The organism is Pseudomonas sp. TWP3-2 (assembly GCF_049897765.1).
GTDB lineage: Bacteria > Pseudomonadota > Gammaproteobacteria > Pseudomonadales > Pseudomonadaceae > Aquipseudomonas.
In genome coordinates this window covers 1-15,540 of record NZ_JAFCWW010000028.1, presented here as the reverse complement: position 1 = coordinate 15,540, position 15,540 = coordinate 1, and the positions used below count along the sequence as shown (strand labels likewise).

General features: G+C 60.2%; 6 protein-coding genes. All 6 read left to right on the top strand.

Going from position 1 to position 15,540, the window contains the following annotated elements; translation table 11 throughout:
- The first annotated feature begins 525 nt into the window (after positions 1-525).
- A complete protein-coding gene (locus ACP7EE_RS25680) occupies positions 526-2,049 on the top strand; it encodes a fumarate hydratase (protein ID WP_426206915.1) in 1,524 nt (507 codons plus the stop codon).
- A gap of 165 nt (positions 2,050-2,214) precedes the next feature.
- A complete protein-coding gene (locus ACP7EE_RS25675) occupies positions 2,215-6,669 on the top strand; it encodes a SpvB/TcaC N-terminal domain-containing protein (protein ID WP_426237708.1) in 4,455 nt (1,484 codons plus the stop codon).
- On the top strand, positions 6,666-9,434 hold the full coding sequence (locus ACP7EE_RS25670) for an RHS repeat-associated core domain-containing protein (RefSeq protein ID WP_426237706.1): 2,769 nt from the start codon (positions 6,666-6,668) through the stop codon (positions 9,432-9,434). The genes ACP7EE_RS25675 and ACP7EE_RS25670 overlap by 4 nt, the downstream gene beginning before the upstream one ends.
- Positions 9,427-12,264 (top strand): RHS repeat-associated core domain-containing protein, encoded by a 2,838-nt coding sequence (locus ACP7EE_RS25665; RefSeq protein ID WP_426237704.1) that lies wholly within the window; start codon positions 9,427-9,429, stop codon positions 12,262-12,264. The genes ACP7EE_RS25670 and ACP7EE_RS25665 overlap by 8 nt, the downstream gene beginning before the upstream one ends.
- Positions 12,265-12,332: 68 nt before the next feature.
- Positions 12,333-14,093, top strand: coding sequence for an ATP-binding protein (locus ACP7EE_RS25660; protein ID WP_426237702.1), 1,761 nt, complete (start codon positions 12,333-12,335; stop codon positions 14,091-14,093).
- The gene (locus ACP7EE_RS25655) at positions 14,093-15,421 is read left to right on the top strand and encodes a sigma-54-dependent transcriptional regulator (RefSeq protein ID WP_426237743.1); all 1,329 of its coding nucleotides are present in this window, start codon (positions 14,093-14,095) and stop codon (positions 15,419-15,421) included. The genes ACP7EE_RS25660 and ACP7EE_RS25655 overlap by 1 nt, the downstream gene beginning before the upstream one ends.
- The last annotated feature ends 119 nt before the right edge of the window (positions 15,422-15,540 follow it).

The following is a 15,540-nucleotide window of genomic DNA, read 5'->3' as shown; positions in this document are numbered from 1 at the left end:
AGGAGGCTGACTGAGTGTCCTACTCTACAGACCGGCTGCCACTTTAGTGGCGCGGTCGATAAATGACCATTGATTTTCGGGCCGGATAATTGGCGTCAAAAGTGTGGCCTGAAAAACGCCAAAAGCCCCTCACCCTAGCCCTCTCCCGGAGGGAGAGGGGACTGACCGAGGTGTTTATTCGACTCGCGCCGACGTGAAACACCGCGTTGAACTCAGGTTCTGAAAACGACGCAAATCGGCTCCCTTTCCCCCTCGCCACCTTGGGGGCGGTCCGACGTTCGGGAGGGTTGGGGTGAGGGGGTAAGCTTTTGACTCGCAACCCAACCAGCAAATGCGCCGCCAACCATGCGACCAACGAATGACTCCCGGCAGATGCCCCTGCCCCCGAGGCGCGCTATACTGCCGCGCCTTTTTAGCGTCGCGCCAGCTACCCCGGCGTGCCTTGAAAGGTGTCTGCGGTCGACCGATGCACCCAAGCCGCAGGCACCTTATTGAATGTTCCCGTCTTACAGAGGAGCGCGACTCATGACCGTGATCAAGCAAGACGACCTGATTCAGAGCGTTGCCGACGCCCTGCAGTTCATTTCCTATTACCACCCGGTGGATTTCATCCAGGCGATGCACGAAGCCTACCTGCGCGAAGAATCGCCAGCGGCCCGTGACTCGATGGCGCAGATCCTGATCAACTCGCGCATGTGCGCCACCGGCCACCGGCCGATCTGCCAGGACACCGGCATCGTCACCGTATTTGTCCGCGTGGGCATGGACGTGCGCTGGGATGGCGCCACCATGAGCCTGGACGACATGATCAACCAGGGCGTGCGCCAGGCGTACAACCTGCCGGAAAACGTCCTGCGTGCTTCGATCCTCGCCGACCCGGCGGGCGCTCGCAAGAACACCAAGGACAACACCCCGGCCGTGATCCACTACTCCATCGTCCCGGGTAATACCGTGGAAGTGGACGTGGCGGCCAAGGGCGGCGGTTCCGAGAACAAGTCGAAAATGGCCATGCTCAACCCGTCCGACTCGATCGTCGACTGGGTATTGAAGACCGTTCCGACCATGGGTGCCGGCTGGTGCCCACCGGGCATGCTCGGCATCGGCATCGGTGGCACCGCCGAGAAAGCCGCGGTGATGGCGAAAGAAGTGTTGATGGAATCCATCGACATTCACGAGCTGAAAAAGCGTGGCCCGTCCAACCGCATCGAAGAAATGCGTCTGGAGCTGTTCGAGAAGGTCAACCAGTTGGGCATCGGCGCCCAGGGCCTCGGTGGCCTGACCACCGTGCTCGACGTGAAGATCATGGATTACCCGACCCACGCAGCCTCGCTGCCGGTGTGCATGATCCCGAACTGCGCCGCCACCCGTCACGCACACTTCGTGCTCGACGGTTCCGGCCCGGCCTCGCTCGAAGCGCCACCGCTGGACGCCTACCCGGAAATCGTCTGGGAAGCCGGCCCGTCGGCCCGTCGCGTGAATCTCGACACCCTGACCCCGGAAGACGTGCAGAGCTGGAAGCCGGGCGAAACCGTGCTGCTCAACGGCAAGATGCTCACCGGTCGCGACGCCGCGCACAAGCGCATGGTCGAGATGCTGAACAAGGGTGAAACCCTGCCGGTTGACCTGAAAGGTCGCTTCATCTACTACGTCGGCCCGGTTGATCCGGTCGGTGACGAAGTGGTTGGCCCAGCCGGCCCGACCACCGCCACGCGGATGGACAAGTTCACCCGGCAGATCCTCGAGCAGACCGGCCTGTTGGGCATGATCGGCAAATCCGAGCGCGGCCCGACCGCGATCGAAGCGATCAAGGACAACAAAGCCGTGTACCTGATGGCTGTCGGCGGCGCCGCCTACCTGGTTGCTCAGGCGATCAAGAAGTCCAAGGTATTGGCATTCGCCGAGCTGGGCATGGAAGCGATCTACGAGTTCGAGGTCAAGGACATGCCGGTCACCGTCGCGGTGGACAGCAAGGGTGAATCGGTACACATCACCGGTCCTGCGATCTGGCAGAAGAAGATCAGCGAAAGCCTGGCGGTAGAAGTGCAGTAAGGCTTTCATCTGCTGGCAAAAAAAACCGGGCGATCAGCAATGATCGCCCGTTTTTTTTTATTGCCTGCCATAAAATGAAGCGCGTGGCACCTGTCAGATCTGACAGGTGTCGCGCTACAAGCAGTCTGTTAGCGTGCAGCCTCGGCATTCACTGGTTGCGTTGCCATGTCCCTTGATGCAGTTGCGCTGATCACCCCACCGTCCATCGCCAAATCTGCGTCGACGACTGCGGGTGGACGCAGTTGGGGAGAAATAGGCGTGACGGGCGGGCGGTCATACGCCATACCGGTGCCGTTCCTCGATGCGCGATCGCTCAATCCGGCACTGGATCTGGTCTATGACGGCAGTTCGGGCAACGGCAAATGCGGCCTCGGCTGGCAGATCAATCCCGGCGCCATCATCCGCAAGACCAGCAAAGGTGTGCCGCAATACTTGGCGGACGACGTCATGCAGGCTGGTGGCACCGATCTACATCCCGAAGTGACCACGCGCGGCAAGATCAAGTCGACCCGGCGAACCCGCGGCAAAGGCCGGCAAGCCAGAAAATTTTCGATCGTGAAATACATTCCGCGTCAGGAAACGTCGTTCGACCGTTACGAACTCTGGACCCCCGACGTCGGCAAACCGTTCTGGATCGTCTACGGCGCCGACGGTACGCGCTATTGCTACGGCTACAACGACGATGCGTGCATCTACGACCCGAAGGAGCCGACCCACATCGCCGAGTGGTTGCTGACGGAAATCAGAAACCCGGTGGGCGAAAACATTTTCTATGAGTACAAGCGCGACGACCAGGTTGCTGACCCTCGCTTTGACTACCAAACCCAACGCTATCTGCGGCAGGTGTGCTACTGCAACAAAACCGCCAGTACTGACCTGTACTGCTTTGATCATGCGCAACCGCAATTACTCGACTGGCTGTTCCGGCTGATCGTCGATTACGGCGAACGCGTCGCCGGACTCGATGATGTTCCACCGTTTGTAGCACCCAATGAAAACGCCTGGACGGTGCGCTCCGACCCCTTTCGCATGTACCGCTATGGCTTCGAACTTGCTACCCGACGCCTTTGCAAACAGTTCCTGCTGTTCAACAACATCGGGACCTCCAAGGTGCTGGTCAACCGTCTGTTGCTGGAGCACGAAGAAACACCGCAGCAATACAGCCAGTTGAAAGCGGCGCACTCCATGAGTTACGACGCAACGGGTCTGGTCAAGCACACACCACCAATCGAGTTGTTCTATCAAGACGCGGTGCTCGACACCCAGCCGCAGCCGTTCTTGCAACTCGATAACATGCCCGGTCTCAACGACGGCCAGCCTTACCACTGCGTTGACCTGAATGGCGAAGGCCTGCCCGGAATCCTCTGTCAGTACGACGGCGCGTGGTACTACCGCGAACCCTTGCGCGGCACGCCCGGCACTGATGAAGTCATTTATGGCCCGTGGACCTTGTTGCCGCTGATCCCGAATGCGGACAGCAGCAAACCGGTGGTGCAGGTCCTCACCGATCTGACCGGCGACGGGCGCCTGGACTGGATTGTCGCGCAACCGGGGCTAAGCGGTTATTACACCCTCAACCCGGATGGCAGTTGGTCGCTGTTCAAGCCGTTTGCGCAATTTCCGGTCGAGTTCTTTCATCATTTGGCGCAACTCGGGGACTTGATCGGCGACGGCCTGCAATCGGTTGCGATGGTCGGCCCGAACAGCGTACGGGTGTACGCCAACCTGCGCGAGCAAGGCTTTGCTGCCGGCAAGAATCAACCCCATGGCCCGGACAGACTGCCGCTGTTCAGCGACGCCCGCAGCGAACTGGTGATGATCAGCGGACTGGGCGCCAGCGGCACGGAGCTGTGCCGCATCCGTCACGATGAAATCAGATGCTGGCCCAGCCTCGGCCATGGCCGGTTTGAAACGGGTTTCAAGCTGAGCGACTTGCCTTTCGGGTATGGCGAATTCGATGCGGACCGGGTGCGGATCGCCGATATCGACGGCTCCGGCGCCCCGGCGTTTATTTATCTGTCCTCGGACTATTTCGAGATCTGGCTCAACCATGGCGGCAATCGACTGGCGCCGACGCCGATCCGGGTGGCATGGCCTGCCGGCATTCGCTACGACAATCTCTGCCAGGTGACCTTCGCCGATCTGCAAGGGCTGGGCTGCGCCAGCCTGCTGCTGACCGTGCCGCACATGAAGGCGCAGCACTGGGTGTATCACTTCGTCAGCAACCGTCCTTACATGCTTATCGGCAGCAATAACAACATGGGCTACAACGCCACGCTGCAATACCGCAGCAGCGCGCAGTACTGGCTGGATGAAAAACGCCAGGAACTGGTCGCACGCAGACATCCCGTGTGCCACTTGCCGATCTCGCAGATGGTGGTCAAGTGGTTGCGTCAGGAGGATGAAATTACCGGCAATTACCTGATGCAGTCGTTCGAGTATTTTCAGGGCTATTACGACGGGCTCGAGCGAGAGTTCCGCGGGTTTGCGCGGGTCTATCAGACCGACAGTGAACTGGAACCGGGCAAGGCCGCGAGCGGCCATACCGCCCCGATGCGGGTAAAAAACTGGTTCCATGTCGGTCAATTCGTTGATCAGGACTTGAAGGACACTTGCGACCTCGACAATGAGATCTCCCCCCTCGGCCCAACCGTCATTACCGCGTTCGATGCCAAACGCGGCGCAGAGCGCATTCACAAGCGGCGCGCCGCCGATGAGGCCGAAATCGCCTACGCCCTCGCCGGTCGGGCACTGCGCAGCGAAGTGACCCAGGCCGATGACCCGTCGACGGCTCGCCTGTTCTCGTTGACCGAGCATCGCTACCGGGTTCGGCAAGTCATCGACACTCCATCCAGCCAGCTGGTGCTGGAACAGGAAACCCGCAGTCACCAATACGAACGCTTCATGGATGACCCGCGTTGTCAGCACGTGGTCAATCTGGAGTGGGATCAGTTCGGGATGCCTGAGCACAGCATCACCGTCGACTGTCCGCGCCGTCGCAGCGCCACGGACCCATTCGAAGAGGAAGATCAAAAGCAAGCCTGGGCAGACAGCTTCGACCCGCAGCAAGAAGTCTTTTACCTGACAGAGACGTTCGCTGATTTCATTCACCTGACTGACCCGACCCGCTGGCATCTCGGACTGCCTTCGCGGCAGCGCGGCAATGCGTGGATCATGCCCGAGGGTTTGCTGCCCGGTGGACTGACCCCGGCCCAGATCAGTTGCGAACAATTTGCCGCTCATCACGCCAGTCCCGAATGGACCGCGCTGCGCGAACTGACCGCACTGTCTCGGCAAACGTATCTGAAAGCCCCCGACGGCACACAACTGTATCCGCCGCTGCCAGGCCCGACAGAGCAGGCGGTGTTCGATGAAAAAGCGCTTGCGGCTTACGACAGCGTCAACCCGCCAATTGTCATTCGTGCAGAATTAAGAGCAATGGGATACCAGGCGATGAACCTGTTTTTCCCGGAGGATCCAGTGCAAGACCCTCTGGAAACCCTGTGGTCGGCCCAGAGCGGGTTTTTCACTTTTGCCGATGCCGCGGGCTTCTTTCAGCCCCTCACTGCGCAACCCACTGCCAGCCATGGCGTGACCGAAATAACCCGCGACGCCAACCACCTGCACACCATTGCCATCACCCAGCCGGATGGCTGCGTGACCAACATCATCTACGACACGCACACCCTCTTGCCGGTGAGGATCAAGGATCCCAACGAGAACACTCAGGAAGTGCTTTACGAACCCGGCGGTCAGCCCATGGCCCTCAGTTTTCACGGCACAGAAGAAGGAGTGCCTGCCGGTTTCGATCCGCTGACCCTTTACCCGCCACAAACCGATCTGAGCGTGGCCTACGCCATCGCCAATCCAGAACGGGTGGTGGCGTCCGCCGCCAGTGCAATGCGCACAGAACCGTTCAGCTGGATGGTGTCTTTGCCTCCTGCGGCACTGCGACTCAAACGCAAACAATGGATCGCCAAGGGCTGGATATTGCCCAGCGGCCACGTCCGTGCTGCAGCCCTGCGCGACCTGAGCAAACTGAAAAAACGCACCGCCAGCGAACAGACCCTGCTCAAACTGATTGACACCGCAGCACGCCAGCCTGTGCACAGCGCCGTGCTGATGGCCGACCGCTACCCCTATGATCCGCAGCAGTTGATCCAGATCGTTGTCAGGTATTTCGACGGTTTCGCCCGCGAGCTGCAAAGCAAACAATTGGTGCCGGCGGGTGATGCGTATGTATCCACGGCCGATGGCAATCTCGAGGTTGGCCCGGATGGCACGCTGATCGAAGCCCCGGCCGACCCACGCTGGCGCGTCAGCGGGCGCGTCGAGTACAACCACAAGGGCGAGACCATCCGGGTTTACCGGCCGTATTATCTGAATACCTGGCATTACATCAGGGACAGCGCGATGCGCGAGCACGGCTATCACGACCAGCTGTTCTACGACGCATTGGGCCGACCGATCAAGACGATCAACGCCTTGGGGCATCTGGCCTACGACATCCTCCATCCCTGGTTCACCTGCAGCTACGACTTCAACGACACCGATGACACGATTGCCCCGGCACCGGCCAGACTTGGCACCCCTGCGAAACAGAAGAAGACCAAGTCATGATTACCAGTGTGCATTCGAATACCCCATCGGTAGTCGCCAGCGATTCGCGCGGTCTTCCCGTCAGGAAGATCGAATACCTGCGCACGCTTGCCGGTGGCTCGGTCCAGTCGCTCATCACCCGCCAGCAGCATGACATTGCCGGCCAGGCAGTGGCACAACGTGACCCGCGCCTGTCAACACCCAACACCACCACCATTTACGCGCTGACTGGCCAGCCGCTGTTGACTTGCAATGTCGATAGCGGCACGAGCATCAACCTGCCGGGACTGGCCGGCGAGCCGCTGCAGACCTGGGACGCGCACGACAACCACCGACGCATGACGCATGACAATCTGCTGCGCGTGGTCGCCATCGCAGAAAGCGCAGTACCGGGCATCGAAACGTTCACCTATGCACCCGCAACGGCGGACTCCACTCACAACCTGCGCGGGCAACTGACCAGCCTGAAAGATCCATCGGGCGCTGTTGAATTCCCAAGCTATGCCATCACCGGTCAGGTCCGGACTGAAACCCGCACTTTCCATGACGGCGAATCCTTCACCAGTCATCAGCTATTCAGCCCCCTCGGTGCGCTGCTGGAAAGCACCGATGCCGGCGGGCACCGGCAACAATTGATCCATGACATCGCCGGGCAACTGGTGCAGGTGCAACTGCAACTCAGCGGTCAGGCGTCGCAACCGATATTGAATGACGCGCAGTACAGCGCCGACGGAAAAATCACCGAGCAACTGGCCGGCAACGGCGTGACCAGCCGTTGGCATTACCACGCCGCCGACGGCCGTCTGCACCGGCAAATTGCGCAGAAAGCAGCGGATCCGCCGCTTCAGGATCTGGAGTACACCTACGACTGCGTGGGTAACATCCAGAGCATTGTCGATCACACCTTCACGCCGAAGTTTTTCCGCAACCAGCGAGTCGACGGTCAGCGCACGTTTGCCTATGACTCGCTCTACCGGCTGAGCCACGCCAGCGGCAGTGACGAAAACAGAAAGCAGGAAGACAACCCGGGGCGACCGCAGCCGACCGACCCCAATGACCGGCGCAACTACGTCCGGACCTACACCTACGATGACGGCAACAACCTGATCAAGTTCACCCACGTGCGCGACGGTGCCTCGCATACCCGCGAAATGCTCATCGACCCCGACAGCAACCGCGGCGTGCGCTGGAAGCCCGGCGACCCGGCTCCGGACTTCGACACATTGTTTGACCCAGCCGGCAACCTGCGGGTCCTGCAACCCGGTCAGCCATTGCAGTGGAACGCGCAAAACCAGCTGGCATCGGTGACGCTCGTCGAACACGACACCGGGCCGCACGACACCGAACAGTATCGCTACAGCCAAGGCGTACGGGTCTACAAACGCCACGAGACCCACACGTCGTCACTCAGCCATTTTCATCAAGCACGTTATCTGGGAAACCTCGAAATTCGCACCAAGGACAACGGCGAAGAACTGCACCTGATCACCTTCAACACCGGCATCAGCAATGTGAAGTGCCTGCACTGGGTGGCAGGGAAACCCGCTGGCATCGACGCCGATCAGTTGCGCTTCAGCCAGACGGATCATGTGGGTTCATGCGTGCTGGAGCTGGATCAGCTCGCACGGATGATCAGCCAGGAAAACTACTACCCGTTCGGTGGTACCGCGTCGATGGCGGCGCGCTCGCTGATTGAGGTGGATTACAAGTTCGAGCGCTATTCAGGCAAGGAAATGGATGTCTCCGGGCTGTGCTACTACGGCGCGCGCTATTACGCGCCGTGGCTGCAGCGCTGGGTCAGCAGCGACCCGGCGGGGGATGTGGACGGGCTGAATCGCTATGCGTTTGTCGGTAACAATCCGCTGCGCTATGTGGATTCCGGCGGCCACTCACGAGAAGAAAGCGCAATCAGACAGTATTCGGACTTCAGTTCCGTTGTCGCCGGACACTCCGAGCACTTGCTCCAACAGTTGCACAACATCAGTCATCGGAAACACATCAAACGCAACCTGGCGGCGAACCTCTTGGTCGAGACGGGCAAAGGAATTGCTGGCTACGAAGCCGGCGTTTTCGGGGGAGGACTGGTGGACATGGTGATTCCGAGCGTGCAGTCTTTTATTCCCTACGCGACAAGTGGCGGCCTGATTGGGGGCAACATCGGCGGTGACATCGCAGGCGCAATGATCGACCCGTTCACAAACGAAATCGCCTCCAGAACCGGGGTCATTCTCGGCCCGCAGATTCCGCAAACCTCGGCGATGTCGGTCAGTGAGATAAATCGCGGTTTGGGTGTGACTGATCCCGGGAAGCAAAGACGAACGATGCGGGATTTTTCGGACGATATGGCCCGTCAGATGCCTGATTTTCTTATGAACCGCGTGATGGCGTCGTGGATTTCAATAATCCCCGCCACTTTAGCCATGTTCGCTCGAGCAGTGGAAGCCGAAGACATCAAGACCGGGCTCGACCCAGTGAAGATTGGCAAGATCGAGACAATGCTCACCGACTGGCAAGCGGCCGTCGAAAATTATTCCGCCTTGGCCAACAGTGCATTCGATGCACTGGGCAGCGATGTTCTGGACCCGGATGGAAGTGCCTCGATCAGCCGGTCAGGCCTGCAACAACAAACCCGCGAAACACTCGCCAATATCGGCCGGGCCAAGGCTTCTATCGCAGCTTACAAGGATGCGAGTACTACTGATGCCCGGTATTTGCAGCAGCAACGTAAGCCCCCGCAAAAGCATTCCAGGATTTACAAATACCTCACCGGAACAAAACGTGTCTAGCTCAGCCCATGACCGCACGCCCTCGCTCACGGCCACTGACGGCCGGGGCCTGCCAGTCAGACAAGTCGCCTATTTGCGTACTGTCGCAGGCGATCCCGTACAAGGGCTGGTCAGCCGCCTGCGCCACGATGCGGCCGGGCGCTTGATCGAGCAGCGCGATCCGCGTCTGTCCGTGCCCAACATCGCGAGCCTTTTCGATTTGCGCGGCGCGCCGCTCAAAGCCGACAGCGTCGATGCCGGATCGAGTCTGGTGCTGCCCGGAGTGGCGGGAGAGGAACGGCAGCGGTGGGATGCACAGGGCAACCACTGGCGCAGCACTTACGATGATCAGTTGCGCCCGGTGCGTATCGACGAGAACGCATTGCCGGCAGTTGAAACCCTGACCTATGCCGATGTAACGGCCGACCCTGGGCGCAACCTGCGCGGGCAAATCATCGCAATGACAGAACCGTCGGGCAGCGTCGATTTTCACAGCTATGCGCTGACTGGTCCCGGACTGCGCGACACACGCACCTTCCACGAAGGTAAAGCCTTTGTCAGCCAGCGAACATTCAGCCCCACCGGTGCGATGCTCGAACAGCTCGATGCCGGCGGTCATACACAACAGTCGACCTACGACGTTGCCGGACAACTTCAACAACTCAAATTACAAATCGCCGGCGCCCCCGGATGGCAAACGGTGCTAGAGCATGCGCACTACAACGCCAGCGGACAGATCACCGAGCAACGGACCGGCAATGGCGTGCTCAGCCGCTGGCTGTACGAACCGGCCAACGGACGCCTGCACCGCCAGATAGCGCAATCGGATCCGGCGACTATGCACCAGGATCTCGAATACCGCTACGACCGGGTAGGCAACATTACCGCCATCACTGACCACCTCTTCACTGCGCGTTTTTTCGCCAATCAGCGCATCGATGGCGAGCGGGTGTTCACCTATGACTCGCTGTACCGCCTGCACAGTGCCACCGGCCATGCAGACACCCCGCACTCGGACACTCCCGGACGCCCCTCGCCGACTGACCCGAATAACCGTAAAAATTACACCGAAACCTACGAGTACGACGCTGGCAACAACCTGATCAAGACCATTCATGCGCGCGATGGCGCCAACCATACTCGGCAGATGTTCATCGACCCTGCCAGCAATCGCGGCGTGCGCTGGAAACCCGGAGACCCGGTGCCGGACTTCCGGCAGTTGTTCAACCCCGCCGGTGACATGCTGGCCTTGGAGCCAGGCATGCCATTGCACTGGGACAGTCGCGGTCAACTGGCAAACGTCACCTTGGTCGATCGCAACGGAAGCAGCGCGAACGACGAGGAGTTTTACCGCTACAGCCAAGGCGAACGGGTCTATAAACGTCACGAGACCCACACGCCGAGTGTCATCCACTTTAGTGAAGTGCGGTATATGCAGGGTCTGGAAATCTGCACCCGGGACAACGGCGAAGAACTCCATCGCATCAACCTCGCCAGCACAATGGGCAACGTGGTCTGCCTGCATTGGGTGCGCGGTAAGCCGTCGGGTATCGCGGCCGATCAAGTGCGTTATACGCTGAGCGATCATCTGGGATCGGCGGTGAAAGAGCTGGATGCACAGGCACAATTGATCAGCGAGGAAGTCTACCTGCCGTTTGGCGGCACCGCGTCCCTGACCGCGCGCTCCGCCGTCGAGGTCGACTATAAAACCCTGCGTTACTCGGGCAAGGAAATGGATGTCAGCGGGTTGTATCACTACGGCGCTCGATACTACGCGCCATGGCTGGGGCGCTGGACCAGTGCCGATCCGGCAGGGGATATAGACGGGACTAATCTGTATGCGTTTGTTGGCAATAATCCCATCATTTACATCGACGCTGACGGGCGAGGATTGGGCGAATTCACCGACCGAAATACCGGCGCAGGCCAGCCCCAAACCCAGAGCGGCACCTTCAAACGTGGACGTCAGGCGGACGTGACGTTATCCAGGGCAATTGAGCGACATACGAAAATCCTTGAACTGACCACGCGCCGCGCTCAAGAAGCGGAGACGCAGATCGGCAATCATCTATCCGCCTCGGCGCACGCCAAATCTGCGGCCTTGAGAACCGGGGGCCACCTGGCTGCGCAAATCACTGCCTACGGAATCGGTATTGGCGTCGGTTTAGGTGCAGCAGCACTGGGGACCGCAGCAGGTCCGGTCGGCGTCGCGTTTGGTGTTTTTCTCGGAATGGCGGTTAAAAAAGGCGTGAGTCTGGGGACCGATTTCGCCTTGGAACGCACGAGCGTCGGTGCATCGGTCAAGTTCAAAAGCGGCAAACTTGATCCCGGCCGTATCGTGGCTCGGGGGGAATACAAGTCCATGGAATATGGCGCGTATGCCTACCAGAAATTCAGGGGAATCGTCGTGGGTGTCATTGAAATGAACAAGAAAGGTTGGCTCAAAGGAGGCAAGGAGGTGGTGAGTGTGGGAGCTGGCATAGGCATGAAAGCAGCTAACACCCCGTTTTCCAGCGAAATCGGCGCAGTGTTGAGCACCGTGACCGGCACCGTCGAAATACTCCATGAAATCGCGGGTGCGGGCGACGATCTGACCGAAAAGAAACTCAATGACGCTGACGCGCACATCGAGGCAATGATCGGCGTTCTTAATGATTCGGTCAGTGAGCTGGACCGGAATTTCGACGCCGCTGGACGCGACTCAATCCACACTTACAGGCCACTCAGCAAGATTACGAACCAGATCTTCAGCGCACCTGCAGGCGACACACGTGAAACGGTGAGACGCGCTACCGACACAACCATCACCCAGTTGAGGCATACCCAATCCTTGATCAGACGTGTGCGCTAGGCGCCACGTAGCAAGAACTGTGAGTGTGCGTGCTATCGTGCTCGCTCCGTCCTGCTCTGATACTTCAAATGCTCGCGACTTCCCGTACCTTGCGTCTGTCGTTGTACACCCTGCTGATCATCGCCGGCGCCGCCCTCGCCGCGACGCTTGCGATTCGCCACGCCGAACGCCAGGCGCTGGAAGAAGACGCCGCGCGTGCCAATCAACAACTGGCACTGTACGCCACGTCGCTGCACACCCTGATCGACCGCTACCGCGCCCTGCCCGCCGTGCTCGCGCTGGACCCGCAGTTGCGTTCGGCGCTGGCCGGACCGGTAGACGCGGAACAGCAAGCCGCGCTCAATCTGAAACTGGAAAAAATCAACGGCGCTGCTCAGTCCTCGACCCTTGAACTGCTCGATCACACCGGCCTCGCGGTGGCCGCCAGCAACTGGCGCCTGCCCAGCAGCTACGTCGGCCACAATTACGGTTTTCGCCCGTACTTCAGCCAGACCCGAATTCAAGGCACCGGGCGTTTTTACGCGGTCGGCGTGACCAGCGGGATTCCCGGTTATTTCCTTTCCAGCGCGGTGCTCGGTGACAACAACCAGTTCCTCGGCGCGATGGTGGTCAAGCTCGAATTCCCCGAGCTTGAACGCGAGTGGAGTCAGGGCAGTGACACCCTGCTGGTCAGCGATGCGCGCGGGATCATCTTTATCGCCAATCAGCCCGGCTGGCGTTATCGCCTGCTGCGACCACTGAGCGCCAGTGATCACGCGGAAATCAAAACCACCCGTCAGTACGACAAACAAACGCTGGTGCCGCTCACTTACTTGCCAGTGCGTAACTTCGATGAGAACAGCGACCTGCGCCGGGTCGAAGGCCCGCAAGGCACCGCGGATTATCTGTGGGAATCGCTGCCGCTGAGCGCCGAAGGCTGGACGTTGCATCTGCTGCGACATCCACAAGTGGCGTTCGAAGACCTGCGCAACGCCGGGTTGGCGGCTGCCGGAGTGTGGCTGGCGCTGGTGTTTCTGCTGCTGTTCCTCAATCAGCGCTGGCGCCTGGCCAGACTGCGTCAGCGCAGCCGCGAAGAACTCGAACAACTGGTGCAAGAACGCACCCGCGACTTGCGCACTGCGCAGGACGGGCTGGTGCAGTCAGCCAAACTTGCGGCGCTCGGGCAAATGTCGGCGGCGCTGGCTCACGAAATCAACCAGCCGCTGACTGCCCAGCGCATGCAGCTTGCAACTCTGAGGCTGCTGCTCGATCACGGTCGCGTCGACGATGCGTACAAGGCGCTGAAACCGGTGGACGACATGCTCACGCGCATGGCCGCCCTCACCGGCCACCTGAAAACCTTTGCCCGCAAAAGCCCCAGCGGCTTGCGCGAACGGCTGGACCTGGCGACGGTGGTCGATCAGGCGTTGCAGTTGCTCGATGCGCGCCTGCGTGACGAACAGGTCAGTCTGGTGTTGCATCTGTCACGGCCGGCGTGGGTGCGCGGGGATGCGATTCGTCTGGAGCAAGTGCTGATCAACCTGCTGCGCAACGCCCTTGATGCGATGCAGGGCAAACCGTGCAAGCGTCTGGAAATTCGTCTCGACGCCGATGAACAATTGTGGTGCCTGAGCGTCAGCGACAACGGCGGCGGGATCGCCGAAGAACATTTGAGCCAAGTGTTCGACCCATTCTTCACCACCAAACCGGTGGGCGATGGTCTGGGCCTGGGACTGGCGGTATCGTTCGCCATCGTGCATGAATCCGGCGGCCGCCTGAGCGCGGAAAACGGCGCCAGTGGCGCGGTGTTCAGTCTGACCTTGCCGATCGATCTGGAGGCGCACCTGTGATGCTCAATTCGGTGATGGTGGTCGATGACGAAAGCAGTATCCGCAATGCCGTTGAACAGTGGCTGAGCCTGTCCGGGTTCGAGGTGCAACTGTTCAGTCGCGCCGAAGAATGCCTGGCAGCCTTGCCCGCACATTTCGCCGGAGTGATCGTCAGCGACGTGCGCATGCCGGGGCTGAGTGGCTTGGAGTTGCTGGCCGAAGTGCAGCGCCGCGATGCTGACTTGCCAGTGATTCTGCTGACTGGCCACGGCGACGTGCCGATGGCAGTCGAAGCGATGCGCGACGGTGCCTACGATTTTCTGGAAAAACCCTTCAGCCCCGAAACCCTGCTCGGCAGCCTGCGTCGCGCGCTGGACAAGCGTCGGCTGGTGTTGGAGAACCGCGCGTTGCACGAACAGGCTGACAACCGCGCCAAACTGGATGCAACGCTGCTCGGTGTGTCGCGCGGTTTGCAGACCTTGCGCCGGCAAGTGCTGGATCTGGCGTCGCTGCCCGTCAACGTGCTGATCCGTGGCGAAACCGGCAGCGGCAAGGAACTGGTCGCGCGTTGCCTGCACGATTTCGGTCCGCGCGCGAACAAACCGTTCGTAGCGCTGAACTGCGCGGCGATCCCCGAGCAACTGTTTGAAGCCGAATTGTTCGGCCATGAGAGCGGCGCATTCACCGGGGCATCCGGCAAGCGCATCGGCAAGCTGGAATACGCCGACGGCGGCACGCTGTTTCTCGATGAAATCGAAAGCATGCCGCTGGCTCAGCAGGTGAAACTGCTGCGCGTGTTGCAGGAGCAGAAGCTGGAGCGGCTGGGGGCGAACCAGAGTATTCGCGTGGATTTGCGCATCGTCGCAGCGACCAAACCGGATCTGCTGGATGAGGCGCGGGCCGGGCGCTTTCGTGAGGATCTGGCGTATCGCCTGAACGTCGCCGAACTGCGACTGCCGCCGCTGCGTGATCGCCGCGAGGACATTCCGTTGTTGTTCGAAACCTTTGCGCGCAATGCAGCCGAACGCCTAGGACGCAGTTTTCCACCGTTGACCGGGGCGCAGTTGAGTCATCTGCTCAGCCATGATTGGCCGGGCAATGTGCGCGAGTTGGCCAACGTTGCTGAACGCCAGGTGCTGGGGCTGGACGAGCCGGCGCCGGGGATTGATCCGGGGCAGTCGCTGGCGGCGCAGCAGGAAGCGTTTGAGGCGCAGTGTTTGCGTGCGGCGTTGACTCGGCACAAGGGTGATGTGAAAGCGGTGCTTGAAGAACTGCAACTGCCGCGTCGGACGTTTAATGAAAAGATGCAGCGGCATGGGTTGAGTCGGGAGATGTTTTTGGTTGATTGAGTGCAGTGGTCTAATTTCCCCGGACACCCCGATAGGTGGAAAATGCATCTATCGAGGAGTTATTCATGACCAAAAAACGCAGGGCATTCGACGACAGCTTCAAGCTGCAAGTCGTGAAG